Annotated in this window: 22 protein-coding genes; 10 read left to right on the forward strand and 12 right to left on the reverse strand. The window is 60.8% G+C overall.

Going from position 1 to position 24235, the window contains the following annotated elements; translation table 11 throughout:
- Window positions 1–28: 28 nt before the first annotated feature.
- Entirely contained in the window at window positions 29–2995 is a 2967-nt protein-coding gene (locus tag ACZRKZ_RS13985) for an autotransporter outer membrane beta-barrel domain-containing protein (protein WP_463981867.1), read from the reverse strand.
- Between the two features lie 222 nt (window positions 2996–3217).
- On the opposite strand from ACZRKZ_RS13985, the gene ACZRKZ_RS13990 reads away from it, so the two are divergent.
- Window positions 3218–4558 carry a HipA domain-containing protein gene (locus tag ACZRKZ_RS13990; protein WP_463967564.1) on the forward strand — a complete coding sequence of 447 codons (1341 nt, stop codon included), beginning with the start codon at window positions 3218–3220 and terminating at the stop codon, window positions 4556–4558.
- Window positions 4555–4830 carry a helix-turn-helix domain-containing protein gene (locus ACZRKZ_RS13995; protein WP_149412530.1) on the forward strand — a complete coding sequence of 92 codons (276 nt, stop codon included), beginning with the start codon at window positions 4555–4557 and terminating at the stop codon, window positions 4828–4830. The genes ACZRKZ_RS13990 and ACZRKZ_RS13995 overlap by 4 nt, the downstream gene beginning before the upstream one ends.
- A 40-nt stretch (window positions 4831–4870) precedes the next feature.
- Here the strand turns inward: ACZRKZ_RS13995 and ACZRKZ_RS14000 are convergent, their stop codons facing one another.
- The 3 genes from ACZRKZ_RS14000 to ACZRKZ_RS14010 are packed head-to-tail and all read right to left on the reverse strand — an operon-like array spanning window position 4871 to window position 6634.
- Entirely contained in the window at window positions 4871–5542 is a 672-nt protein-coding gene (locus tag ACZRKZ_RS14000; protein ID WP_463981868.1) for a GNAT family N-acetyltransferase, read from the reverse strand.
- A 10-nt stretch (window positions 5543–5552) separates the two neighbouring features.
- On the reverse strand, window positions 5553–5999 hold the full coding sequence (locus ACZRKZ_RS14005) for an N-acetyltransferase family protein (protein ID WP_463967566.1): 447 nt from the start codon (window positions 5997–5999) through the stop codon (window positions 5553–5555).
- 11 nt (window positions 6000–6010) lie between these two features.
- Window positions 6011–6634 carry an FMN-binding negative transcriptional regulator gene (locus ACZRKZ_RS14010; protein WP_463981869.1) on the reverse strand — a complete coding sequence of 208 codons (624 nt, stop codon included), beginning with the start codon at window positions 6632–6634 and terminating at the stop codon, window positions 6011–6013.
- 104 nt (window positions 6635–6738) lie between these two features.
- On the opposite strand from ACZRKZ_RS14010, the gene pdxR reads away from it, so the two are divergent.
- Window positions 6739–8292: a MocR-like pyridoxine biosynthesis transcription factor PdxR gene (gene pdxR / locus ACZRKZ_RS14015; protein ID WP_463981870.1), complete on the forward strand. Its 1554-nt coding sequence runs from the start codon at window positions 6739–6741 to the stop codon at window positions 8290–8292.
- Window positions 8293–8325: 33 nt separating this feature from the next.
- Here pdxR and ACZRKZ_RS14020 read toward each other — a convergent pair whose 3' ends face one another.
- The 6 genes from ACZRKZ_RS14020 to aspA all read right to left on the reverse strand — a co-directional run bounded on the left by ACZRKZ_RS14020 (window position 8326) and on the right by aspA (window position 15930).
- The gene (locus ACZRKZ_RS14020; protein ID WP_463981871.1) at window positions 8326–9417 is read right to left on the reverse strand and encodes a polyamine ABC transporter substrate-binding protein; all 1092 of its coding nucleotides are present in this window, start codon (window positions 9415–9417) and stop codon (window positions 8326–8328) included.
- A complete protein-coding gene (locus ACZRKZ_RS14025) occupies window positions 9414–10454 on the reverse strand; it encodes a histone deacetylase family protein (protein ID WP_463981872.1) in 1041 nt (346 codons plus the stop codon). Before ACZRKZ_RS14025 ends, ACZRKZ_RS14020 begins: the two co-directional genes overlap by 4 nt.
- Before the next feature lie 156 nt (window positions 10455–10610).
- Window positions 10611–11603, reverse strand: a complete 993-nt coding sequence (locus ACZRKZ_RS14030) for an AraC family transcriptional regulator (RefSeq protein WP_463981873.1) — start codon at window positions 11601–11603, stop codon at window positions 10611–10613.
- A 61-nt stretch (window positions 11604–11664) separates the two neighbouring features.
- Window positions 11665–12651: an asparaginase gene (locus ACZRKZ_RS14035; RefSeq protein WP_463981874.1), complete on the reverse strand. Its 987-nt coding sequence runs from the start codon at window positions 12649–12651 to the stop codon at window positions 11665–11667.
- 68 nt (window positions 12652–12719) lie between these two features.
- Window positions 12720–14171 carry an alanine/glycine:cation symporter family protein gene (locus ACZRKZ_RS14040; RefSeq protein ID WP_463967573.1) on the reverse strand — a complete coding sequence of 484 codons (1452 nt, stop codon included), beginning with the start codon at window positions 14169–14171 and terminating at the stop codon, window positions 12720–12722.
- A gap of 334 nt (window positions 14172–14505) precedes the next feature.
- Window positions 14506–15930 carry an aspartate ammonia-lyase gene (aspA, locus tag ACZRKZ_RS14045; protein WP_133100705.1) on the reverse strand — a complete coding sequence of 475 codons (1425 nt, stop codon included), beginning with the start codon at window positions 15928–15930 and terminating at the stop codon, window positions 14506–14508.
- Between the two features lie 181 nt (window positions 15931–16111).
- On the opposite strand from aspA, the gene ACZRKZ_RS14050 reads away from it, so the two are divergent.
- The 5 genes from ACZRKZ_RS14050 (at window position 16112) to ACZRKZ_RS14070 (ending at window position 19848) form a co-directional block, all read left to right on the forward strand.
- Complete coding sequence (locus ACZRKZ_RS14050) at window positions 16112–17035, forward strand: LysR substrate-binding domain-containing protein (RefSeq protein WP_463967574.1); 924 nt, start codon at window positions 16112–16114, stop codon at window positions 17033–17035.
- 255 nt (window positions 17036–17290) lie between these two features.
- The gene (gene purE / locus ACZRKZ_RS14055) at window positions 17291–17782 is read left to right on the forward strand and encodes a 5-(carboxyamino)imidazole ribonucleotide mutase (protein ID WP_149412540.1); all 492 of its coding nucleotides are present in this window, start codon (window positions 17291–17293) and stop codon (window positions 17780–17782) included.
- A 12-nt stretch (window positions 17783–17794) separates the two neighbouring features.
- Window positions 17795–18880 carry a 5-(carboxyamino)imidazole ribonucleotide synthase gene (locus tag ACZRKZ_RS14060; protein WP_463967575.1) on the forward strand — a complete coding sequence of 362 codons (1086 nt, stop codon included), beginning with the start codon at window positions 17795–17797 and terminating at the stop codon, window positions 18878–18880.
- Window positions 18881–18979: 99 nt separating this feature from the next.
- Window positions 18980–19225, forward strand: a complete 246-nt coding sequence (locus ACZRKZ_RS14065; protein ID WP_463967576.1) for a GlsB/YeaQ/YmgE family stress response membrane protein — start codon at window positions 18980–18982, stop codon at window positions 19223–19225.
- Window positions 19226–19311: 86 nt separating this feature from the next.
- Window positions 19312–19848 carry a DUF3299 domain-containing protein gene (locus ACZRKZ_RS14070; RefSeq protein ID WP_463981875.1) on the forward strand — a complete coding sequence of 179 codons (537 nt, stop codon included), beginning with the start codon at window positions 19312–19314 and terminating at the stop codon, window positions 19846–19848.
- A gap of 7 nt (window positions 19849–19855) precedes the next feature.
- On the opposite strand, the gene ACZRKZ_RS14075 is transcribed toward ACZRKZ_RS14070, so the two are convergent.
- Together ACZRKZ_RS14075 and ACZRKZ_RS14080 are read right to left on the reverse strand one after the other, a co-directional pair.
- Window positions 19856–20755, reverse strand: a complete 900-nt coding sequence (locus ACZRKZ_RS14075; RefSeq protein WP_463981876.1) for a D-hexose-6-phosphate mutarotase — start codon at window positions 20753–20755, stop codon at window positions 19856–19858.
- Window positions 20756–20811: 56 nt separating this feature from the next.
- Window positions 20812–21216 carry an acyl-CoA thioesterase gene (locus tag ACZRKZ_RS14080; protein WP_149412545.1) on the reverse strand — a complete coding sequence of 135 codons (405 nt, stop codon included), beginning with the start codon at window positions 21214–21216 and terminating at the stop codon, window positions 20812–20814.
- Window positions 21217–21697: 481 nt separating this feature from the next.
- On the opposite strand from ACZRKZ_RS14080, the gene ACZRKZ_RS14085 reads away from it, so the two are divergent.
- The gene (locus ACZRKZ_RS14085) at window positions 21698–22987 is read left to right on the forward strand and encodes an MFS transporter (protein ID WP_149412546.1); all 1290 of its coding nucleotides are present in this window, start codon (window positions 21698–21700) and stop codon (window positions 22985–22987) included.
- A gap of 217 nt (window positions 22988–23204) precedes the next feature.
- Window positions 23205–24194 carry a phosphate ABC transporter substrate-binding protein PstS gene (locus tag ACZRKZ_RS14090; RefSeq protein WP_133100714.1) on the forward strand — a complete coding sequence of 330 codons (990 nt, stop codon included), beginning with the start codon at window positions 23205–23207 and terminating at the stop codon, window positions 24192–24194.
- The last annotated feature ends 41 nt before the right edge of the window (window positions 24195–24235 follow it).

The following is a 24235-nucleotide window of genomic DNA, read 5'->3' on the forward strand; positions in this document are numbered from 1 at the left end:
CCTTTTTTTCGCCTGGGGTAAGGGTATTTCAGAAAGCCATGGTCCATTGGCCCATGACGCCATGATTGCGGCTGTTACTGCCTATTTCGCCACTGTAGCCCACACCGATGGTATGGCGGGCTGACAAGCCGACATCCAGCCCGGCTTCGAGCATGAGACTGTCACGATCCAGGGCGCTACCTTCGACATTGAACGCCGTGCCACCCATCAGGAAGGCCTGGCGGGTGTTGCTGTCGACGTCGCCGTAGGTGTGTTTCCAGCCGGCGCTGGCTCGCGGCGTGAGGCTGATGCCGTTTTCCAGCTGGCTCAGGTGCGCCAGGCGCAGACCGAAGGTGCTGCTGACGTTGTCCTGGGTTTGCCCGTCGACATGCAGGGCGGCGGCGCCACCTTTTTCGTTGTAGCTGTCACGGTGATAGCGCTGATAACCGAGGTTGGCGAACGGCTCGGCACTCAGGCGCCCGCTGCCCATGGCGTAGCCCAGTTCGACGAAGGCTTGCTGGCTGTTGGCGTCGTAGTCGCCTTTGGGGCGGTCGCTGAAACCGTTGAAGGCCACGGTGCGTTTGCTGTCCCCTTGGTGCCCGCTGTACGCAGCACCCAAGCGCAAGGCCAGCGGCCCACGTTGGCGCATGGCGTAGATGCCGGCGTGCCAGCTGTCTACGCTGCCGTCGACACCGGTGGTATCTAGATCCGTCTTGGAGTAGCCGCCCAACACGCCCACGCGCCACTCAGGATTGAGCGCCCAATCGGCGCCGAGCACGCTGCCCTTGGTGCGTTGGGTCAGGCCGTTGCTGGCGTGGTCGCCGTCGAGCTTGCCGTAGCTGCCGATACCTTGCAGCCACAGGCGGCCCTGGGCGTTCGGATCGTTGAGATTACGCGCCGCAGCAGGAACACCGCTGGCGGCGAGAACCGGCGTGTCCTGCTGATCAAGCCCCACCAGCAGCCCTGCGCCGCCACCCAATTGATGCATGGCCGCGAGCATGCTGCCACCGACCTGGGCGCTGGCACCCAGGGTGACGCTGGTCAGGTTGGCAGTGCTGCTGCCGGCCAGTTGCTCAATGGCCGCGCCCGCGCTGGTGTTGGTGGTGTTGAGCAGGGCGTTATATAGCGCGTTGTTTTTGCCCAGGGTCGCCAGGCTGTTGGCGGCGCTGGTGCCGTTGCCGGTGCTGGCGAGCTGATTGAAGGCCACGTCGTTGCGGGTGTACGTCAGGCCGACCTGAGTGGCGCTGTAATCCAGGGTCGGGGTGAGGAAGGCATAGTCGCTGGTGACCTTGGCGAAGATGCCGTTGATGCTGCCCGCTTGCAGCACCGTGTAGTGGCTCTGCCACGGGTAAGTGCCGCTACCGGGATTGACCGCCAGGGTCGCGCCATTGAGGTTGGCGGTACCGCCGACCTTGATCGGGGCGCTGCTGCCGTTGGCGTTGACGCCATAGGCAAGGGTCGAGCCGCTGGTCATGGTCAGGTCGCGGGTGATGGTGGCGGTGCCGAGGGCGGTGTTGGTCTGCAATGTCCCTTTTACGAGCAAGCTGGCGACACTGCCGCCACCGGCATAAACCCCGCCTTCATCGACGGTCATATTGCCGCTGATCCCGCCCTGGTTGATCAGCTTGGCACCACTGAAAATCTCGCCGCCGTCGCTGAAGTCACCGCTGCCGGTAAGGGTCCAGGTGCCTTGTTTGACGTCCAGCCATTCGAAGTTGCGACTGTCACCGAAGCTGGCGCCGGTCGCGTCATCCATTGTGAGGCGGTCGTACCCGGTGCCGCCGTCGACCACGCCGATAAAACGGCTGCCATTGCGCAGTGTCAGGCTGTCATCGCCGCCGCCCAGGTCCAGGGCCAGGCCGTTGCTGCCACTGATGAGGCCTGCGTTGATCACGGTGTCGGCAAACTCGCCGACGAACTTCACGCCATAGCCATCCAGGCCCTGGAGGGTGCCATGGTTTTCCAGGGTGGTGGCCGCCAGTCCCGAACCGTCGCTGCCGTCGTCCACGAGGATCGCGTTGTTGGCGCCACTGACCAGCGCACCGACACCATTGAATACATAGCCGCCGCCAAGGGCGATGCCTTCACTGCCGTTGGCAAAACCGTTCTTGTCGACGCCACCGGCCCCCACACCCTGAATCACTGCGTAGTTTTCGATATGGGCGATCTTGTCGATGTCCACGCCGTCACCGTCGCCATCGGGTTGCAGCCCGGAGAAGGCTCCGGTGATGGTGCCGTGGTTGATCACCGTGCCGTCGCCGTCGGAACCAAAGCCCGAGCCATTGCGACCGATCACTGTGCCGTAGTTGGCCAGCGTTGCACCCAGGTCAGTGGTTATGCCGTGACGACCACCGGAAATAGTCCCGTAGTTGGTTACGGTTACGCCGCTGGCCGAATCGATGTCGACACCATCGAACTTGTCATCCCGGGAGTGAGTATCGCCGGTGGAAATTTCGCCGTAGTTGGTGATGGTAGCGTGGGCACCGGTTTTCATGCCGTCACTGGCCTCACCACGAATCAGCCCGCCTGCGCGGTTGATGATGGTGGTGCTGACGTTGCTGCTGCGGATCGCGTCCAGATCCAGGCCTTGGCCGGTGGTGGAGCGAATGGTGCCGCTGTTATCGATCAACAGGCTGCCGCTGGCGAAGTTGCTGTCGATGCGCAGCGCATCATTGGCGCCCTGGATCACCCCGCCTGCGCGGTTGTAGATGCTGTAGGTACGGGCATTGGCAAGGTCGCCCGCACTGTCGATGGCCCGGCCACCGGTGGACGTGACCTTGCCCGCGTTGTCGATCACCACGCCCTTGCCGCTGGTGCCGTCCTTGAGGGTGATGGCCACCTTGGCGGTACTGATGCTGCCCGGTGCCGAGATCGTCAACGAATCACTGCCACCCAGGGTTTGCGCGGTGGTGGTGGGTGTGTCGATCTGTACCGTCTTGACTGGGGCCGCTTCAATGTAACTGCTGCCGGCCAGCAAGGTGATGGCGAGCGCAAGACGATGGGGCAAAAAGGGCATGGCGGACGACCTTGTTGTAGGAAACAAGTCGACCTGTATAGCGCAGGGTTTTTACAGGATTATGTCGGAGGGATGACGGGTAACGGATCTGCACTTTAATGCGGTTTTTTCGATGTCTGAACGGAGAATGCGCATTTTATTGCGTCTACCAGTCTGCATAGATTGAATTTATGCACTATATTGCAAATCAGCCGACCTTAACTGACATTCAGGCGCATTAAATTGCAGACGGAATCGACTTTTAAACTGACCCTACAAGTTTTTGATGCCGGACTTTGGCAGGACGCAATGATCCTGGAGTTTGCCGAACCGCAAAGCGGTTTTGCCAGCCCTTGCCGTTTTGGATACGAGTCTGCCTATCTGGCTGATCACCTGGACCGAATTGAAACCCTGTTTGCTGCGTCAGTCAGCGTCAGAGTGCCGCCAACCTGGGGGCAGGAATCGCTCAAGCATGCCCCCGCCTTCCTGTACGACATTGCACCGGCAGGTGCGGCCAAACGCTTCCTTTTAAATCGTATGGCCGGTGAAAAGCCTGACGGCATCAGTGCCGACTTGTTTCTACTGGCGCGCAGTACACCTGCTCCCATCGGGCATATGCGTATCAAGGAATCTGTTCGGGGAGAGGGCGGTCGGCCCGCCATCGGATTTGTACGCCAAGACGTAATCGAGCGTGATAACCGCTTCCTCGAATACGCCTATGAACAAGGTGCGGCCATTGGCGGTGCGACGGGTGCGGGCGGCGAGGCGCCCAAGTTGCTCATGACTCAAAGTCATGACGGGCTTTTGTATCCCGATGCGGTACTGGATGATGACCAGGTCAGCCAACATTGGTTTATCAAGTTCGCTCGCAATCAAGGCTTACAGCGGGACCAAGATATTCTCAGAAGTGAATACCACTACTACAGGGCCCTGCAGTCGCTTGGGATTGAGACCGTCGCGGCCCAGGGGCTGGCGCTGGAGGAGGCCTCCAAGCCCAGTTTATGGATGCACCGATTTGATCGCGCCGTTGGCGCTCAAGGCGTGGAGCGTTTCGCGGTCGAGTCGATTTACTCGGCGGCAGGCATCACGGCCCCCGGCAGTTCCATGGACCATGTGAAGGTGGTGTACCTGTTGGTCGATTTATGGAAAGCAGCTGGCCAGGATGGTCAAGTGGCCGATTTGGTCGCCGATTATCTACGGCGCGACTTGCTGAACAAGATACTGGGGAACTCGGATAATCATGGGCGGAACACGTCCATTATCCGGGGGCAAGACAGCTTGCGCCTCGCGCCTATTTACGACCTGGCACCCATGGTCATGGATGACGAAGGCATCACCCGTACAACGAAATGGCCCGGCCTACTGGAAGTGGCGGGAGACATCAACTGGCGTGGTGTTTGCGAGGCACTTTCGCAGGTGGTTGAACCCATTCAGGCCTTCGAACGGCTGCGCCAAGATGCCGAAGTACTGAGGGCTTTGCCGGACATTCTGGTTGCCAGTGGCTTGCCACAGGTGACGTGGAGTCATCCGCGCATCGCACTGCGCGACTTGGATCAACGCCTGACCGACTGGGGGCTGAGATGAGTCTTTCCATTGAGCAACGTGCACTCGTCATCGAGAGCATCGAGCAAGGGCTGGCCCAAGGCACGCTCGAAATAGGCGAAGCCGTACGCCGCCTGCGAACCGAAGTCACCGGCCTGCATCAAAGCCAGTTCGCCAAGATGTGCAAAATTTCTGTGCGCACCTTGGTGCATATCGAACATGGCGAGGGTAATCAGACGCTGAAATCGTTGAATGCGGTGTTCAGGCCGTTTGGATTAAAGATGGGGGTGGTGAAGGTTCGGCGCAGTATTTAGGCGACATTGATCGTTCTCACGAGTGGGAACGATCATTTGGCTAGCTGCGGCACTCAACCAGCGTCTTCAGTTGGCCCGAACCTGTCTGATTCTCATCCGAAAGCCACCGCTTAAACCCCGCCCCAATCGTTGACCATTCCGAGTCCAGGATCGAATACCACGCTGTATCCCGATTCTGCCCCTTGACCACCATGTGCTGGCGAAACACGCCTTCAAAACTGAAGCCCAACCGCTCGGCCGCGTACTTGGAGCGGGCGTTGCCGTTATTGCACTTCCACTCCAGGCGACGGTAGCCCAGTTCAAACGAATGCTTGGCCAGCAGGTACACCGCCTCGGTGCTTTTGGGCGAGCGCTGCATCGGTGCGCCGAAGGTGACGTGGCCGATTTCGATGCGGCCCTGGGCCGGGACGATGGACATCAGGCTGAGAATGCCCTGCACGTCGCCACTGGCGCGGTCGATCACGCAGAAGAAGTACGGGTCGCTGTTGGCCGCGTGGTTGTTCAACCAGGTATCGAAGGCGCCGCGCTCGGGGAAGGGGCCGTAGGGCAAATAGTCCCACAGCTTGGGATCGGCACCGGGGCCTTCGAGGGCTTGCCACAGGCCGTCGCCGTGGCGGACGGGGTCAAGCTTTTCCAGGCGGATGAAGCGCCCCTCGATGAGGGTAATGGAGGGTGCGGGAGCCCCTTTCCAGTCTGCAAGCGTTGTTGTCATGCTGCTCTCCTTAAAGACCTTTGCGAAACTGGATGAAGCCGGGGCGTTCGGCAATGCGTTCGTACAATTGGATGGCCGTGGCGTTGGTCTCATGGGTCAGCCAGTGGACCTTGCAGCAGCCATCGGCCTTGGCGGTGGCGTAGACGAATTCGATCAGCTTGCGGCCTATGCCGGTGCCCCGTTGCGCGGGGTCCACCAGCAAGTCCTGCAGGTAGCAGGAGTTCTCGATGCTCCAGTTGGAGCGATGGTAGATGAAGTTGACCATGCCCACGGCGGTGCCGTCTTTCCATGCCAGGGCCGAGTGAGTTGGCTCGTTGGCGTTGATCAGGCGCTGCCAGGTGCTCTGGCTGACGGCATCCGGCAGTTCGGTGTTGTAGAAGCGTAGGTACGCCTGCCACAGCGCCAGCCAGGCAACTTGGTCGGTGGCGCTAACCTGGCGGATCTCGATCGGGCTCATGATGGGGCTCCTTAAGGAATGAGTTGGGCGAGGGTCTGGTCGCGCACGTCGGTGCTGGCGGCCAACCCTTCACGCACACCGGCGATATCCGCCGCGCTGCGGTTCTGGCTGAGTTTGCGTTTGCCTTCCAGGCGCTGGATCGGCAGGGCGAAGCCGACGATGGCCTTGAGCATGCCTTCAATGTAGTCGGCCGGCGCGTCAGTCACCTTCCACGGCTGTGCACGGCCAGATTCGTGACGGTCGGTCAGGGCGCTGACCAGGGTGAGCAAGCGCTGGGCATCGGTGAACACCTCAGCCTGGCCGTAAGCATGCACCGCCAGGTAATTCCAGGTAGGCACCACTTTGCCGTGCTCGGCCTTGGCCGGGTAAAACGCCGGGCTGACGTAGGCCTCGGCACCGGCAAAAATCACCAGCGCCTCGCTGCCATTCTGCAGGTCCTGCCACTGCCGATTGGCCTTGGCCACGTGCCCGTACAGTGTGCCGCTAGGGCCTTCATCGGGGTTGAGCAGCAGCGGCAAGTGGCTGGCTTGCAGGCCATGTTCACCAAACGTCACCAACTGCGCCAAGCGTGTGTGTTGGATCAGTTGCTGCAATTGGGGCAAATCGTCGAGGGCGAAGGCACGGGGTGTGTACATGAAGATTTTCCTTGGCGAATGGCTGCATCCTAGGCAGGCTAATGGTTCGTTGTAAGAGCCATCTTCGGTCAATTTTATAGGTCCAATTTTTTGGAATGCCTGCTATGCCTCCGATAGAGCCCCCGCTGTCGTTCAACCCCGCCGGCATTGAGCTGGACCGTCGCCAGGGCCTGACGCGCCAGCTTTACCAGGCGTTGCGAATGCGGGTGCTGGATGGGCGGCTGGTCAGCGGAACCCGGCTACCGGCCAGCCGTGACCTGGCGATGGCGTTGTCGATCTCCCGCAACAGCGTGGTGCGCGCCTACGATCAGCTCTACGCCGAAGGCTTTATCGAAGGGCGGGTCGGCGACGGGACTTATGTGGCGCAATTGCCGCAAACCCCAGGGGCAGCCAAAAAACTATCCACAAAACCATCCACAGGGTTATCAACAGGCTTATCCCCAGCCTTATCCACAATTGCACCGAATCCACCTGGATTTTCATCCAGTGAAGTTATCCACAACCCGGCGTTGGGGCGGCTGGAAAATAACCATTTGCCCCTGCCACCCACCGGCCCGCCGCGGGCTTTTCGCGTCGGCGTACCGGCCTTCGATCTGTTCCCGTTTGACGTATGGGCCAAGCTGAGTGCGGCTTTCTGGCGCAAGCCAGACCTGCAGCAACTGTGTTATGGCGACCCGGCGGGGGATGAGCGACTGCGTGGGCTGATCGCGGCCTACCTGCGCAGTTCCAGGGGTATGCAATGCACGGCTGAGCAAATAGTGATCACCAGCGGCGCGCAACAGGCAATTAGCCTTTGTGCACAGCTGCTGGTGGCGCCTGGGGACACGGTGGCGATTGAAAATCCGGGCTATCGCGCGGCAGGTCACGCCTTCGCCATTGCCGGGGCGAAACTCCACGGCGTGGCGGTGGACAGTGACGGCATCGACTGCACCGCATTGAATGCACTCAGTGCTTGTCACCTGGCCTACGTCACACCGTCCCATCAGTACCCGATGGGGGTGGTCATGAGCCTGGCCCGGCGCCTGGAATTGCTGGCCTGGGCCGAGCGCAGCGGTGGCTGGATCGTCGAGGATGACTATGACGGCGAATACCGCTACAGCGGCGCGCCCCTGGCGCCGTTGGCGGCCTTGGACCGCAGCGGGCGAGTGCTCTACGTCGGTACCTTCGGCAAAGTAGCTTTCCCGGCTTTGCGCCTGGGTTACCTGGTGCTGCCACAAGGGTTGGTGAGCGCCTTCGCCCAACGCCGCGCCGTGGATGTGCGGCACTCGGAAGTCAGCACTCAGGCGGTAATGGCCGAGTTCATGGCGGCGGGGCATTTCCAGCGACACATCCGGCGCATGCGTCGCGCTGCCTTGAGCCGGCGCAACGCCTTGCTGGCCGGCTGGCCCGCCGATGTGCCAGGCGTGGGCAGCCTGCCCAACGTCATGGCAGGGCTGCACCTCACGGTACGAGTCGACAGCCTGGCCCGTGAGCATGAGCTGCTGGACCAGGCCCGTGCGGTGGATGTCGAGATCAATGGCTTGAGCAACTATTGGCTGCCCGACTCCAGCACTGCGCCTGATCAGCGCGCCGGGCTGGTGTTGGGTTTTGCTGCTGTGCCCGAGGCCGCCATCGCCGATGCGCTGGCACGGTTGCGCAAGGTATGGCAGACCCGATAACGCTCCGAGTGGTCAACCTTGAGGGAGTGTGGCTCAGGTCCCGGATTTGATCTTGGTCCAGGCGCGGGTCCTGGCGCGTTCGGCGTCACGGCCCAAGGGTTTCAAGGTGTACAGCGTGGCCATTGCTGCCTCGGTGGGGTACAGGTTGGGGTTGTTGCGGATCGCCGGGTCGACCAACTCGGTGGCATCCTTGTTGGGGTTGGGGTAGCCGACGAAGTCGCTGACGGGAGCAATCACCTGGGGTTGCAGCAGGTAGTTGATGAAGGTGTAGGCGTCCTGCGGGTTTTTCGAGCCTTTGGGAATGGCGAGCATGTCGAACCAGATCGGTGCGCCCTCCTTGGGCAGGCGCATGTCCACGGTCACGCCGTTCTTCGCCTCCTTGGCGCGGTTGGCGGCCTGGGAGAAGCTGCCGGAGTAGCCGACCGCCACGCAGATGTCACCGTTGGCGATGTCGGCCATGTACTTGGACGAGTGGAAGTAGGTGATGTAGGGGCGGATTTTCATCAGCAGCGCTTCGGCCTTGACGTAGTCCTTGGGGTTGCTGCTGTTGGGGTCCAGGCCCAGATGCTGCAAGGCCAGGGGCAAGATTTCCGACGGCGAATCCAGCAAGGCGACGCCGCACTGCTTGAGCTTGCTGATGTTCTCTTCCTTGAAGATCAGGTCCCAGCTGTCCACCGGCGCGTCGGTTCCCAGCGCGGCCTTGACCTTGTCCGGGTTGAAACCGATGAGGATGGTGCCGTACATGTAGGGTACGGCGAATTTGTTGCCGGGATCGTTGGCTTCGATCAGCTTCATCAGCTTGGGATCGAGGTGGTTCCAGTTGGGTAACTGGGCGCGGTCCAGGGGCTGGAACACCCCGGCCTCGATCTGCTTGGCCAGGAACACATTGGACGGTACCACCACGTCATAGCCGGAGTTGCCGGTCAAAAGCTTGGCTTCCAGGGCTTCATTGGTGTCGAAGATGTCGTAGACCAGCTTGATCGCAGGGTTCTGCGCCTTGAAATCCTCCAGGGCCTTGGGGGTGATGTAGTCGAACCAGTTGTAGACCCGCAGGGTTTTCTCTTCGGCCTGGACGGTGCCCCCAAGGAGCGCAGCGCACAGGAGCAGATACTTGAGCGTGTTCATTGTGCAGATCCCTCGTGTTCAAAGCCTTCGAGTACGTTGACGGCATTGATGCCGATTTCTTCCACGGCGTAGCCGCCTTCCATCACGAACAGCGTCGGCTTGCCCAATTGGGCGATGCGTCGGCCCATCGCCAGGTAGTCCGGGCTGTCGAGCTTGAACTGGGAAATGGGGTCGTCCTTGAAGGTGTCCACGCCCAGGGAGACCACGATGATGTCAGCGCCGTAGAGGTCGATCTCCTGGCAGGCCTGCTCCAGGGCCGCGCTCCAACTGTCCCAGCCTGAACCTGCCGGCAGCGGATAGTTGACGTTGAAGCCTTCGCCAGCCCCTTCGCCCACCTCGTCGGCATAGCCCAGGAAAAATGGAAACTCCGCCTCCGGGTGGCCGTGGATCGAGGTAAACAGCACGTCGCTGCGCTCATAGAAAATCGATTGGGTGCCGTTGCCGTGGTGGTAATCCACATCGAGGATCGCGACCTTTTTGTGGCCTTGGTCGAGAAATGCCTGAGCGGCGATGGCGGCGTTGTTGAGGTAGCAATAGCCGCCCATCAAGTCGCCGGCGGCGTGGTGTCCCGGTGGACGGCACAGGGCAAAGGCGCTGCGGGCGCCTTGTTGGATGGCTTGTTGAGCCGTCAGCGCCACTTGGGCGGCGCTGTAGGCCGCTTGCCAGGTGCCGGCGGTGATCGGCGCGCCACCGTCGAAGCTGTAATAACCCAACTGGCCATGCAGGCTGGTGGGCAACACGCGGCGCAAGGTACGGGCGGGCCAGGTGTAGGGCAGCAGGTCGCCGTCCTGGCCAAATTCGGTCCAGCGTTGCCAGGCACCTTTGAAGAAGTCCAGGTAGTCGCGGCTGTGGATGCGTTGTAGCGGTGCCAGGCCAAAGTCCTGGGGCGCCTGCACCGGGCCCAGTTCGCGATCCTTGACCCGTTGCAGTACGTGGTCGGCCCGGGAGGGCATTTCGAAGCAGGGCATCAATTGCCCGTCCATCAACTCGCAACGGCCGTGGTGCAGATGATGATCGTCTGAGTAGATCGTCAGCATATTGTTGTTCTCCAAAGGCTCACGGGTGTGCCTTGCAGTGTTGCGGCGTGCCGGGTTTTGGAGAACGGCAGGAACGGCCAAAAGGGGATCAATATGGCCAATGTATGTGTCCGTTATTCGCCCCTCAATGAAGCAGCCGCGCCCACCCATGGCGCATCAAGGCCGAAACTGGCTCGGCGCGACTCCGCTCCAGCGCACAAAGGCATGCCGGAAGCTGGCGGTTTCGCTGAAACCCAGTTGCTCGGCGATCCGGTAGATCGGCAGTTCATCCTCTCCCAACAACTGTTTGGCCCGCTCGAAGCGTAGTTCGTCCAGTAGTTCCTGGTAGCTGCAGCCCAGGTCATGGAGATGGCGGCGCAAGGTGCGCGGCGAACAGTTCATCTGCTCGGCCAATCCATCAATGCCCGGTGCCACGTTCAATTGTGCGCCGAGCAGCAGGCGCACCCGACCCAGCCAGGCCTGGCGCCCGGTGAACTCGGTGTTTTGCTTGCGGCAGCGCTCGGCCATGGCCTGGTGAGTGATGGCATCGGCCAGGGGCAACGGCTGATCAAGCCAGTGCCGGTCGAAGGCGAAGGCATTGGCGGTGGCTTCAAATTGCAATGGGCAGTCGAAGCTCTCGGCATAACGCGTCTTGTAGTCGGGGGCGCAGTGTTCGAACCGGGCGCCGAGCAAGGGCAGGGGCTGGCCAAGCAGATCGTCACAGATGACTTTCAGCGAGGCCAGGCAAAACTCGACATTGAACTCAGTCAGCGCCGGGTTCTCCCGATAATCGCTGGCAGTGAACCAGATCCGTTGGCCGTCTTCCTCCAGGCTCAACTCAAAAAGTGTTCCCAACAGCGCCGGGTAGCGCAGGGCCTGGCGCAAAGCGTCACCGAAGGTGGCACTGGTCAGTAGCGCATAGCCAAGCATGCCGTAGGACGACACATGCATGCGCTGGCCCAGTTCCAGGCCGATGTCACGGCGCAGGGCCACGGCATTGGCGCAGACGCGCATCTCTTGGTTGGTGGTGATGCGCGTGTCAGCACGGCTCAAGTCCGCGCCACAGATACCGCTGCCGGCCAGCAGCGCCTCGCTGGGTACGCCTTCGGCCTTGAAGGTATTGAGTACCAGTGATACGGCGTTGAGGGTGGTGAGGTGAGAGTGAAGCATGGAGGCTTCCAGCCAATGGTTGGCTGGAAGAGAGCAAGTTACATGCCGCAGCCGCTGACGATCAGTTCAGCTCGCCACACAGGTCCAGTTCCACCAGTCGGCGGATTTCGACGGATGCAAGCCCGGCACCGATCAATGCATTGAGCTTGCCGAACGCTGCTTCACGGGTCATTCCGCCGCCCGACAACACGCCAACGCCACGCAAGCGGCTGCCGGCCTCATACACATCCAGCTCCACGCCGCCTTCATGGCATTGGGTAATCGCCACGACCACGACGCCCTGATCCCGGGCCCGCTTGAGGCTGGCGAGAAACTCAGGGTTATCGCTCGGCCCGGTGCCGCTGCCGAAGCATTCCAGCACCAGTGCTTGAATGCCGCTGTTGATCAGGCCGTCGAGTTGCGCCGCGTCAATACCGGGCACCAGGGGCAGCACGCCGACGCTGGCGAGTGCTTTATCGTGACGATAATTCAGGGCCTGGGGAATCAAATCGGCCTTGGCCACGCCGCTGTTGCGCTGCAAGGCGGCAAACGGATGCCGGCCAAAGCTGCGAATTTTCGCGCAGCGGGTAGGAGCTAAAAGCTCGCCATGGAAATACAGCTGAACCCCTGGCGCCAGGCCGTTACCCAGGGCAACCAGGGCACCACTGACGTTTTCCCAGGCATCGCTGTCGGGCACGCCGGCCGGCAACATGGAACCGGTGAGCAGCACCGGCGCCGGCAGGCCCAGCAGTTGGAAGCTCATGGCGGCCGCGCTGTAGGCCAGCGTGTCGGTGCCGTGCAGGATGAGCACGGCATCGTAGCCTTCATCCACCGCTTCGATCACGGCGATACGCAAACGCTGCCAGTAGGCGGGGGTCATGTTGGCGCTGTCGATTAGCGGCGACATTTCCCGCAAGCGCCAGGCGGGCACTTTGAGTTGAGGTTGGCTGGCGAGGTAGTCGCTCATCCGCGCTTCAAAACCGGAGGCAGGGACCAGGCCGTTGGCGCTGGCCTGCATGCCGATGGTGCCACCGGTGTAGAGCACCATGACGTTGTGTGAAGGGGTCATCGAAAAATCTCCTGAACGAGTACACCGCGTGGCCCAGAGCATGCCCAAGGCCACGCGGCGTGTCACCCTTAGCGTTGCGCTTGGGCGACCGGTTCAGCGCTGGTCTGCGACGTTGGCGCAGGCTTCAGCGGGGTGGCTGGCCAGGCGTTCAAGTCCAGGTCCAGGTCCGGGAACTGGCTGGAATCAAATACCGGGGTCTTGATGCCCGCAGCACGTTGGTCGTCGTAGTCGCGCAGGATGCGCATGGCGATCTTGAACAGCAGCGCCAGGGCGATCAGGTTGACGAACGCCAGCATGGTCATGGTGATGTCGGCGAAGGCAAACACCGTGCTGAGGTTTTCAATAGAACCCCAGAAAATCAGCACCAGCACCAGGGCGCGATAGCCGATCAGTGCCTTGCGGTTTTCGCCGATCAAGAAGCGCAGGTTGCTCTCGCCCAAGTAGTAGTTGTACAGAATCGAGGTGAACACAAACAACGCCAGGGCCACCGAGATGAACATCCGGCCCCAGTCGCCGACTACCGCCGCCAGGGAGTTCTGGGTCAGGGCAATGCCGTCACCTTCAAAGCCCGGCGTGTAGAAACCCGAGAGCAGGATCAGCAACGCAGTGCAGGTGCAGATGACGAAGGTGTCGAGGAACACGCTGAACGCTTGCACGACGCCTTGAGCCACCGGGTGCTCGACCGAGGCCACGGCGGCGACGTTGGGCGCACTGCCAAGGCCGGCTTCGTTGGCAAACACGCCGCGTTTCACACCCATGATGATGGCGCTGCCCACCAGGCCACCAAAAGCCTGGTCCAAGCCAAAGGCGCTCTTGACGATAGTCATCAGCATGGTTGGCACCTGGTCAAATTGCAGCACAATCACGTACACGGTCACGGCGATGTAGACCAGGGTCTTGATTGGTACCAGCAAGTCGGCAATCGATGCGATCCGCTTGATCCCACCGACGAACACCAGGCCCAGCAGCACCGCCAGGCCTAGGCCTGTGTAGGTGGTATCGAGGCCAAAGGCGTTGTTCAGCGAGTGGGTCACAGCATGGGCTTGCAGGCCGTTGAAGGCAAAACCGAAGGTCACCAGCAACAGGAACGCCATGACCATCCCCAGCCAGCGCTTGTGCAGGCCATGCTGGATGTAATAGGCCGGGCCGCCACGGTATTGGCCCTCGGAGTCGCAGCGCTTGTAGAGCTGGCCGAGAGAGCACTCGATAAAGCTTGAGGACATGCCCACCAGCGCGGTGACCCACATCCAGAACACGGCGCCGGGGCCGCCCAGGGTTACAGCGATACCGACGCCGGCGATGTTACCGGCACCCACTCGGCCGGCGAGGCTGAGCATCAGTGCCTGGAACGAGCTGAGTTGGCCAGCGCTGCTTTTCAGGCTGTTGCCAAACACCGAAAACATATGAAAAAAGTGACGCAGTTGAACGAAACGCGAGCGGATCGTGAAGTAACCACCGAGCCCGACAATGAGCACGATCAGTACTTTCCCTGAGAGGAAGTCGTTGATGACTTCAAGCATGGAGTATTCCTCGCTGATTTTTCTAATGGCAAACCCTGAACGGCGCGATTCGCCGCAATGCACCAGGCAGTGCACGACGGTTCGACCCCAATCCTTTTTGCGGGTTGTTATTCATGCGGCTTTCGCTCATCCCAGGGTCTTGTTACCGCTGACCACTGACGCGAAGAGGGGCGGCACTATACCTAGGCGAGCGCTATACGTCTGCACGGGGCGATTAAAGGTTTCAGCTACACGCTCTTATCAGGCAAAAAAAAGGGCCTGGAGAATGAATCTCCAAGCCCTCAAAAGGTGAGAGGTGTCTAGTCCCTCAACCTGGTGAGCGGTGCAGCAACGCTTAGGCCTTCAAGGGCACCAGGCGCGGGGCAATCATGTTTTCCGGGCGCAGGATGTCGTCGAGCATGGCGTCGTCGAGCAAGCCTTCTTCACGCACCAGTTCCAGCACGCCGCGGCCGCTTTCAAGGGCGATGCGGGCGATGCGGGTGGCGTTTTCATAGCCAATGTACGGGTTCAGCGCGGTGACCAGGCCGATGGAGTGCTCCACCAGCTCGCGGCAGCGGGCTTCGTTGGCGGTGATGCCGACGATGCAGTGCTCGCGCAGCATGTCCATGGCCCGTTGCAGCAGGCGGATCGAGTCGAAGATCTTGTAGGCGATCAGCGGCTCCATCACGTTCAGTTGCAGTTGGCCGCCTTCGGCCGCAATGGTCAGCGCCAGGTCGTTGCCGATAATCTGGAACGCCACTTGGTTGACCGCTTCCGGGATTACCGGGTTGACCTTGCCGGGCATGATCGAGCTGCCAGGCTGGCGCGCCGGCAGGTTGATCTCGTTGATCCCGGTGCGTGGGCCGCTGGACAGCAGGCGCAGGTCGTTGCAGATCTTCGACAGCTTCACCGCAGTACGCTTGAGCATGCCGGAGAACAGTACGAAGGCGCCCATGTCGGAGGTGGCTTCGATCAGGTCGGCAGCCGGTACCAGCGGTTGACCGCTGATGGTCGCCAGGCGCTGGACGGCCAGGGCCTGGTAACGTGGGTCGGCATTGATGCCGGTACCGATGGCGGTGCCGCCCAGGTTGACTTCGGTCAACAGCTCCGGCGCCATGGTTTTCAGGCGCGCCAGGTCTTCACCCAGGGTGGTGGCGAAGGCGCGGAATTCCTGGCCGAGGGTCATCGGCACGGCGTCTTGCAGTTGGGTGCGGCCCATCTTCAGGACGTGGTTGAACTCGACGCCCTTGGCGGCGAACGCCTGGATCAGGCTGTCGAGGCTGGCCAACAGTGCGTCGTGGCCCAGCAGCAGACCCAGGCGGATCGCGGTCGGGTAGGCGTCGTTGGTCGACTGCGCCATGTTCACGTCGTTATTGGGGTGCAGGTATTGGTATTCGCCCTTGCTGTGGCCCATGGCCTCCAGCGCGATGTTGGCGATGACTTCGTTGGCATTCATGTTGGTTGAAGTGCCAGCGCCGCCTTGAATCATGTCCACCACGAATTCTTCGTGGAAATCGCCGCGGATCAGACGGGCACAGGCTTCGCTGATGGCGGCGTGCTTGGCTTCGCTGAGCTGGCCCAACTCGCGGTTGGCGTCAGCGGCGGCCTGTTTGACCATCGCCAGACCGACCACCAATTTCGGGTAATGCGAAATCGGAACGCCAGAGAGACGGAAGTTATTCACCGCTCGCAGGGTCTGGATGCCGTAATACGCTTGAGCAGGTACTTCGAGTACGCCAAGCAGGTCTTTTTCGGTACGGAATGATGCAGCGGAGGACATGACGGAAATCATCTCAATATGGACCCGGGCTAGGCCGGAACGCTGTGAATGCTAGGCTTGCAGAAGATTTTGGGCCAATGCTATTAAGCACTGGCCTATGCATAAACGGCATAATGTCGGTGTGACCCGGCTATCATGTCGGACGTGTGAACCAAAACGGTGCGTGTCCGGGGAGGACGAGATGAATCTGGAAAGTAAATGGCTGGAAGACTTTAGCGCCCTGGCCGCCACCCACAGCTTCTCCCAGGCGGCAGAGCGGCGCTTCGTCACCCAGCCGGCGTTCAGTCGACGCATCCGCAGCCTGGAGGCGGCGCTGGGGCTGACGTTGGTCAATCGCTCGCGCACGCCGGTTGAACTGACAGCGGCGGGGCAGTTGTTTCTGGTGACGGCGCGTACCGTGGTCGAACAGCTGGGTGAAGTGCTGCGTCACCTGCATCACCTGGAAGGCGGGCAGGGCGAAGTCATGCAAGTGGCGGCGGCGCACTCACTGGCGCTGGGCTTCTTTCCGCGCTGGATCGCCCAGTTGCGCAACGAAGGCTTGAACATCGCTACGCGGCTGGTGGCCACCAACGTTGGCGACGCCGTACATGCACTGCGTGAGGGCGGATGCGATTTGATGCTGGCGTTCTACGACCCGGACGCGGCGATGCAGATGGATGCCGAAATCTTCCCGTCGCTGCACCTGGGCAACACCGAAATGCTCCCCATATGCGCCGCTGATGCTGACGGCAAGCCGCTGTTCGACCTGGAAGGCGAAGGCAGCGTGCCGCTGCTGGCCTACAGCGCGGGGGCGTTTCTCGGGCGCTCGGTGAATTTGCTACTGCGCCAGCGCGCGCTGCGCTTCACCACCATTTATGAAACCGCCATGGCCGACAGCCTTAAAAGCATGGCCCTGGAAGGCCTGGGCATCGCCTGGGTGCCGCGCTTGAGCGTGCGTGCCGAACTGGCTCGGGGGGAGTTGGTAGTCTGTGGCGGTCCGCAATGGCATGTGCCGCTGGAGATTCGCGTGTACCGCTGTGCGCTGGTGCGCAAGGCCAATGTGCGGTTGTTGTGGCGCAAGTTGGAAGGTGGCGTGGCGCAGAGCTCCCCGGCGGAGCTCGGTTAATGTGGGCGCTGGCTTGCCAGCGGCCACATTAATTTACGGTGTTTTCGCTGACCTTGGAGTCAATAAAACCACCGGTTCAGGGTGTAAGACAGATGGTCGTCCAAGGGGCTGTTTATCTACAGTATTACGGTATACTGCGCGGCCTTCGGCCGGTCCAACCGGCCCTAATTCGTACAACAAGCCACGCCGGATTTCCCGCGTGGCTTGTTTGTTTTTTGACGCGCCTGCGGGCGCCCAGAGAGAAGAGGCACGACGATGAGTGCATTGGTTGGCGTGATCATGGGCTCCAAGTCCGATTGGTCCACCCTTAGCCACACCGCCGATATGCTGGAAAAGCTCGGCATTCCTTATGAAGTGAAGGTGGTCTCCGCCCACCGCACGCCAGATTTGCTGTTCCAGTATGCCGATGAAGCAGAATCCCGTGGCATCGAGGTGATCATCGCCGGTGCCGGTGGCGCAGCTCACCTGCCGGGCATGTGTGCGGCCAAGACCCATCTGCCTGTACTCGGCGTGCCGGTGCAGTCGTCGATGCTCTCGGGCGTAGACTCGCTGTTGTCCATCGTGCAGATGCCGGCCGGTATTCCGGTGGCAACGCTTGCGATCGGCAAGGCTGGTGCGATCAACGCAGCCTTGCTGTCCGCCAGCATCCTGGGCGCCAAGCACCCGCAGTTTCACGTGGCACTGAAAAAATTCCGCGCTGAGCAGACAGACAACGTCCTGGACAATCCAGACCCACGCATCGCCTGAGGTTGTTGATTGATGAAAATCGGTGTAATCGGTGGCGGCCAACTGGGCCGCATGCTGGCCTTGGCGGGAACTCCGCTGGGGATGAACTTCGCTTTCCTTGATCCGGCGCCGGACGCTTGCGCGGCGGCCCTGGGTGAACACCTTCGGGCTGACTACAGCGACCCGGATCACCTGCGTCAATTGGCCGAAGAAGTCGACCTGGTGACCTTCGAGTTCGAAAGCGTCCCAGCCGAAACCGTGGCCTTCCTGTCGCAGTTCGTCCCGGTGTACCCGAGCGCCGAAGCCTTGCGCATCGCTCGCGACCGCTGGTTCGAAAAGAGCATGTTCAAGGACCTGGGCATCCCGACACCGGCATTCGCCGACATCCAGTCCCAGGTGGATTTGGACGCCGCCGTCGCTGCCATCGGCCTGCCCGCCGTGCTGAAAACCCGCACCCTGGGTTATGACGGCAAGGGTCAGAAAGTCCTGCGCACCGCCGCCGATGTGGTCGGCACCTTTGCCGAGCTGGGTAGCGTCGCCTGTCTGCTGGAAGGCTTCGTGCCGTTCACCGGTGAAGTCTCGCTGATCGCCGTGCGTGCTCGCGATGGCGAAACCCGCTTCTACCCGCTGGTGCACAACACCCACGACAGCGGCATCCTCAAGCTGTCTGTGGTCAGCACCGACCACCCGCTGCAATCCCTGGCCGAAGACTATTCCAGCCGCGTATTGAAGCAGCTGGATTACGTCGGCGTGATGGCGTTCGAGTTCTTTGAAGTCGACGGCGGCCTCAAGGCCAACGAAATCGCCCCGCGGGTGCACAACTCCGGGCACTGGACCACCGAAGGCGCCGAGTGCAGCCAGTTCGAAAACCACCTGCGGGCGGTAGCGGGCTTGCCGTTGGGCTCGACGGCCAAGGTCGGCGAGAGCGCAATGCTCAACTTTATCGGTGTTGTCCCGCCTGTGGACAAGGTCATCGCCATTGATGACTGCCATCTGCACCACTACGGCAAGGCGTTCAAGGTCGGGCGCAAGGTCGGTCATGCCAACTTGCGTTGCGCGGATCGCGCGACCCTGGAGCAGCAGATCCTCAAGGTCGAGGCGCTGATCGCCGAGCAATAAGCCATGAGTTGGCGGGAACCATTGGTATCCGCCATCCTCTGATTGCAGGATGCCAAAGTCTGACTAGGCTCTAGCTAAATTCATTCAGAGGGAAATGCCATGGGTATTATTGGAACCATTTTTATCGGTTTGATTGTCGGCCTGCTGGCACGTTTCCTGAAACCAGGCGACGACAGCATGGGCTGGATCATGACCATCCTGCTGGGTATCGCCGGCTCCCTGATTGCTACCTACGGTGGCCAGGCGCTGGGTATCTACCAGGCTGGCCAGGGCGCCGGCTTCTTCGGTGCGCTGGTAGGTGCCGTCGTGCTGCTGGTGATCTACGGTCTGCTGAAAAAGAAGTAATTCAGCGACCATGCCCTCTGCGCTGCGCAGGCGCAGAGGGCTAGAATGCCCGGCGACTTTCGTCCTTTCTTTTGCCGAGCCCCTCCATGCGCCGTCTTCTGTTGACTGTTCTTTTACTGGCCACTGGCCTGGCCCACGCTGGCGAGCTGCCGGAAACCGACTGGCTGGAACTGATGCCCAAGTCGGACCAGAAAGCCCTCGAACAAATGCCGGATATTGACCACGACTCCCCCGAAGCCAATGGCACCTTTACCGACAAGGGTGGCTTGAAGCAGAGCAAGGGTTTACCGGCGGTGATGTATTCCACCAAGACCGTGGCCGCGATGAACGGCAAGAACATCCGTATCGGCGGTTATCCGGTGCCGCTGGAAACCGACGCCAAGGGTCGCAGCACGCTGTTCTTCCTGGTGCCGTACCCAGGCGCGTGCATTCACGTACCGCCGCCACCGCCCAACCAATTGGTGCTGGTGCGTTATCCCAAGGGATTGACGCTCGATGACATCTATACACCGCTGTGGGTGACCGGCACGTTGAAGGTGGAGACGGTCAACAATGACCTGGCTGATGCGGCTTATGCGCTGGATGCAGGGAAGGTGCGGGTGGTCAAGGAGTCGGACTTGTAGGCGCGATTTACAAGGCGATACTGGTGATGCTCACACCCAAGGTATGGCTCTCACCTGGTGCCAAGGTCGCCACGTCGTCCATCACATTCGCCGTCTCGATGCACAGCATGCGCTGCCAGCCGTCGTCGGCCATGTCGCTGAAGGCCTTGGCCCGTTCGGTCCACGGGTTCCAGATCACCGTTGAGCGCGAGCCGGTGCTGGTCAGCTGGATGCGACGCTGCCAGTCTGGGTCGACAATATTCAACTGCGCCGGTGTGTCGAGATAGATGCGGTCGGTTTCGCCGGTAAAGCGCAGCAGGCCTGACTGTTTCGCGGTGTTCCAATCATTTGTGGTGTCGATGTAGTCCAGGCCGTCGAGGCCTTTGACCTGCACATTGCGCACATCGCTGACGGCGAAGTAACTGTGCAACGCCTGGCTGATGGTCACGCTGTCGGTGCCACGGTTATGGCTGGTCAGGCGGATATGCAGTTGATCATCCAGCAACAGGCTCATCTTTAGGTCGACCTGATGGGGCCAGCCTGGGAAACCACCTTCGGGCACCGGCAACACGAACTCCACTCGTAGCGCCTCGCCTTCGCTTTCGATGCCTGCCAATTCCCAGTCTACTGCTCGGACGAAGCCGTGAGCCCCTGCGGGCTCATCGCTGTGACGCATGGCCTGCACGCTTTGCGGGTTACGGTCAAAGATGCCGAACCACGGCCAGCACACCGGCACGCCGGTACGGATGCCTTTGCCTGTCTTGAATACTGCTTCATCGTTAGGCCAGATCACCGGCTGCTCGCCCTGTCGCTGGTAACTGAAGATATGCGCGCCCTGCTGGGCCACCATCAATTCGGCGCCGTTGTGACGAATGCACCAGCAATCCAGTTCGTCGATTTTCACGGTTTCAACGTGGGGCGTAGGCATACAAAGCACTCTTAATGGCAGGCAATGGGCAATGGACCGTCAAAACGCAGTGGTGTTTAACGCGCCCGCGACGGAACCGACCGGGTGCGGCCGCTGCCATCAATGGCAACGAACACAAATACCGCCTCGGTGACCTTGCGCCATTCGCTGGAGAGCGGGTCATCGCTCCACACTTCGACCATCATCTTGATCGAGCTGCGGCCGATTTCCAGGGCCTGGGTGTAGAAGGACAGCTGTGCGCCGACCGCCACCGGGACCAGGAAAGCCATGCGATCAATCGCCACGGTCGCCACGCGTCCGCCTGCGATCTTGCTGGCCATTGCCGTGCCGGCCAGGTCCATTTGGGCTACCAGCCAACCGCCGAAGATATCGCCGAAACCGTTGGTTTCACGTGGCAGGGCGGTGATTTGCAAAGCGAGATCGCCTTGCGGGATAGGATCTTCTTGTTCGAGTTCGATCATGCCGGGGGTGCCTCTGACCCGTGACGCTTTTATGGGTATTTCAAGTGGATAGCCGACTGTTGGAAAAACGTTTCAGCACAAACATACTCCGTTCGATACGTTTCTCGTAAGGCGTACTAAAGGGAAACTCTGCCAAACCGGCTGGGGGCACCCAACGGCGTTTTGGCACAGCAGCCCCTCAAGGATGCGGGTTGCGCGCTTGCAAGGGCCGAGTATATCGACACGTCGTCGCCACGACGACCTCCAGAGGCTCATTTGGTCGGCAAATAGCAGCTGTAATGGGGCTTTTTCCGGCAACTGTGCTCGTACTCTTTTCCTGCCACCGGCGAAAACGACGCAGGCGCGGGATTATTTCGGACATTTGAATGGTTGAACGGGTCAGCGCTGTGCTTTTTCAAGCGATTTGCTATCTTGCCGAACCCGCCCTGGCTCAGCCAGCGTTGCCGGGCTTGCCGTTCTGACTAATAAGAGAAGCCTTGCCATGTCCTCCGTGCCTGCAAGCAGTGCGCCAACGTCGCGCCCGCTGACCCGCAACGACTACAAAACCCTGTCGCTGTCTGCCTTGGGCGGGGCGCTGGAGTTTTACGACTTCATCATCTTCGTGTTTTTCGCCACCGTGGTCGGGAAACTGTTCTTCCCACCAGACATGCCCGAATGGCTGCGACTGATGCAGACCTTCGGCATCTTCGCCGCCGGTTACCTGGCGCGGCCGTTGGGCGGCATCATCATGGCCCACTTCGGCGACCTGCTGGGTCGCAAGAAGATGTTCACCCTGAGCATTTTCATGATGGCCGTACCCACTCTGATCATGGGCCTGCTGCCGACCTACGCGCAGATCGGCCTGTGGGCCCCCGTTCTGTTGCTGCTGATGCGCGTTATCCAGGGCGCGGCGATTGGCGGTGAAGTGCCGGGTGCGTGGGTGTTCGTCTCCGAACACGTCCCGCCACGGCATATCGGTTATGCCTGCGGCACCCTGACCAGTGGCCTGACCGCCGGCATCCTCTTGGGCTCCCTGGTGGCCACCGCCATCAACACCCTCTACACCCCGGAGCAAGTCTCCGATTACGCCTGGCGGATCCCGTTCCTGCTGGGCGGTGTGTTCGGCCTGTTCTCGGTGTACCTGCGTCGCTGGCTGCACGAAACACCGATCTTCGCCGAAATGCAGCAACGCAAGACATTGGCGGCTGAATTACCGTTGCGCGCCGTGTTGCGTGACCACCGTGGCGCCATCGTGCTGTCGATGCTGCTGACCTGGCTGCTGTCCGCCGGCATCGTCGTGGTGATCCTGATGACGCCAACCGTGCTGCAGACCATCTACCACTTCAGCCCGACCGTATCGCTGCAAGCCAACAGCCTGGCGATCGTCACCCTGAGCCTAGGCTGCATCCTCTCTGGCGCCCTGGCGGACCGTTTTGGTGCCGGCCGCGTGCTGATCGCCGGTTGCGCACTGTTGCTGGCAACGTCCTGGACCCTCTACCACAGCCTGCTTAATCACCCGGACTGGCTGTTCCCGCTGTACACCCTGACCGGCCTGTTTGTCGGCGTGGTCGGCGTGGTGCCTTACGTGATGGTCAAGGCCTTCCCGCCGGTGGTGCGCTTCAGCGGTTTGTCGTTCTCCTACAATGTGGCCTACGCAGTATTTGGTGGCCTGACGCCGTTGGCGGTGTCGTTGCTGATGAAGGAAAGTCCGATGGGCCCGGCTTACTACGTTGCCGTCATTTGTGTGATGGGGATGTTGGTGGGTGGATACCTGTGGAAAAAAGGGCGCTAAACATCCCTTGAAGGCTGCTACATAACCCTGTGGCGAGGGGGCTTGCCCCCGTTGGGCTGCGCAGCAGCCCCAAAGCCAGCCGCCTCGTCCTTCCCTATCAGTTTTTGCGTCCAATGCTGGCCTTTCATCTAATTGTCATATTCCAGACATAGAGTGTTCACACGGCCTGCCGATACTTGGCCCCGATCCAACTATCCCTATCTGCTAGGAGTAAGGCATGAAACTGAAGCGTTTGATGGCGGCAATGACTTTTGTCGCTGCTGGCGTTGCGACTGCCCACGCGGTGGCCGCTGGTGTTGACCCTGCAATCAAGTCCTACACCAAGACCACTGGTGTGTCGGGCAACTTGTCCAGCGTTGGTTCCGATACCCTGGCTAACCTGATGACCCTGTGGGCCGAGTCCTATAAAAAGGAATACCCGAACGTCAATATCCAGATTCAAGCCGCTGGGTCGTCCACAGCGCCACCAGCGCTGACTGAAGGCACCGCTAACCTGGGCCCGATGAGCCGCAAGATGAAGGACAACGAGCTGCAGGCCTTCGAACAGAAGCACGGCTACAAGCCAACCGCCATCCCGGTGGCTGTGGATGCCCTGGCTGTGTTCGTGCACAAGGACAACCCGATCCAGCACCTGACCATGGAGCAAGTCGACGCAGTCTTCTCCGCGACTCGTCTGTGCGGCGCCAAAGCTGACGTTAAAACCTGGGGCGACCTAGGCGTGACCGGTGACCTGGCCAACAAGCCAGTGCAACTGTTCGGTCGTAACTCGGTATCTGGCACCTACGGCTACTTCAAGGAAGAAGCCCTGTGTAAAGGTGACTACAAGCCAAACGTCAACGAACAACCAGGCTCGGCTTCGGTCGTGCAGTCCATCAGCTCTTCGCTGAACGGCATCGGTTACTCGGGCATCGGCTACAAGACCGCCAGCGTGAAGACCGTGGCCCTGGCCAAGAAAGGCAGCGATAAGTTTGTCGAAGACACCGAAGAAAACGCCCTGAACGGCAGCTACCCGCTGTCGCGTTTCCTCTACGTTTACGTCAACAAAGCCCCGAACAAGCCTCTGGCCCCGCTGGAAGCTGAGTTCGTGAAGCTGGTTCTGTCCAAACAGGGCCAGGAAGTTGTGGTGAAAGACGGCTACATCCCACTGCCAGCCAAAGTTGCCGCCAAGGCACTGGCTGACCTGGGTCTGACAGAAGGCGGCCAATAAGCCTCCAGTAAAACTGCCTTGAGCCTGGACGATGTCTCGGC

This window comes from Pseudomonas sp. c313 (genome assembly GCF_055407145.1).

Coding starts and splice junctions, on each gene's coding strand:
- ACZRKZ_RS14005 (WP_463967566.1), bottom strand. CDS start 5,999: ATGAGCCCGATCGAGATCCGCCAGGTTAGCGCCACCGACCAAGTTGCC.
- ACZRKZ_RS14050 (WP_463967574.1), top strand. CDS start 16,112: ATGAATCTGGAAAGTAAATGGCTGGAAGACTTTAGCGCCCTGGCCGCC.
- pdxR (WP_463981870.1), top strand. CDS start 6,739: ATGCCTCCGATAGAGCCCCCGCTGTCGTTCAACCCCGCCGGCATTGAG.
- ACZRKZ_RS14030 (WP_463981873.1), bottom strand. CDS start 11,603: ATGCTTCACTCTCACCTCACCACCCTCAACGCCGTATCACTGGTACTC.
- ACZRKZ_RS13985 (WP_463981867.1), bottom strand. CDS start 2,995: ATGCCCTTTTTGCCCCATCGTCTTGCGCTCGCCATCACCTTGCTGGCC.
- aspA (WP_133100705.1), bottom strand. CDS start 15,930: ATGTCCTCCGCTGCATCATTCCGTACCGAAAAAGACCTGCTTGGCGTA.
- ACZRKZ_RS14010 (WP_463981869.1), bottom strand. CDS start 6,634: ATGTACACACCCCGTGCCTTCGCCCTCGACGATTTGCCCCAATTGCAG.
- ACZRKZ_RS14035 (WP_463981874.1), bottom strand. CDS start 12,651: ATGACCCCTTCACACAACGTCATGGTGCTCTACACCGGTGGCACCATC.
- ACZRKZ_RS14085 (WP_149412546.1), top strand. CDS start 21,698: ATGTCCTCCGTGCCTGCAAGCAGTGCGCCAACGTCGCGCCCGCTGACC.
- ACZRKZ_RS14065 (WP_463967576.1), top strand. CDS start 18,980: ATGGGTATTATTGGAACCATTTTTATCGGTTTGATTGTCGGCCTGCTG.
- ACZRKZ_RS14025 (WP_463981872.1), bottom strand. CDS start 10,454: ATGCTGACGATCTACTCAGACGATCATCATCTGCACCACGGCCGTTGC.
- ACZRKZ_RS14020 (WP_463981871.1), bottom strand. CDS start 9,417: ATGAACACGCTCAAGTATCTGCTCCTGTGCGCTGCGCTCCTTGGGGGC.
- ACZRKZ_RS14060 (WP_463967575.1), top strand. CDS start 17,795: ATGAAAATCGGTGTAATCGGTGGCGGCCAACTGGGCCGCATGCTGGCC.
- purE (WP_149412540.1), top strand. CDS start 17,291: ATGAGTGCATTGGTTGGCGTGATCATGGGCTCCAAGTCCGATTGGTCC.
- ACZRKZ_RS14040 (WP_463967573.1), bottom strand. CDS start 14,171: ATGCTTGAAGTCATCAACGACTTCCTCTCAGGGAAAGTACTGATCGTG.
- ACZRKZ_RS14080 (WP_149412545.1), bottom strand. CDS start 21,216: ATGATCGAACTCGAACAAGAAGATCCTATCCCGCAAGGCGATCTCGCT.
- ACZRKZ_RS14070 (WP_463981875.1), top strand. CDS start 19,312: ATGCGCCGTCTTCTGTTGACTGTTCTTTTACTGGCCACTGGCCTGGCC.
- ACZRKZ_RS14000 (WP_463981868.1), bottom strand. CDS start 5,542: ATGACAACAACGCTTGCAGACTGGAAAGGGGCTCCCGCACCCTCCATT.
- ACZRKZ_RS13995 (WP_149412530.1), top strand. CDS start 4,555: ATGAGTCTTTCCATTGAGCAACGTGCACTCGTCATCGAGAGCATCGAG.
- ACZRKZ_RS14090 (WP_133100714.1), top strand. CDS start 23,205: ATGAAACTGAAGCGTTTGATGGCGGCAATGACTTTTGTCGCTGCTGGC.
- ACZRKZ_RS14075 (WP_463981876.1), bottom strand. CDS start 20,755: ATGCCTACGCCCCACGTTGAAACCGTGAAAATCGACGAACTGGATTGC.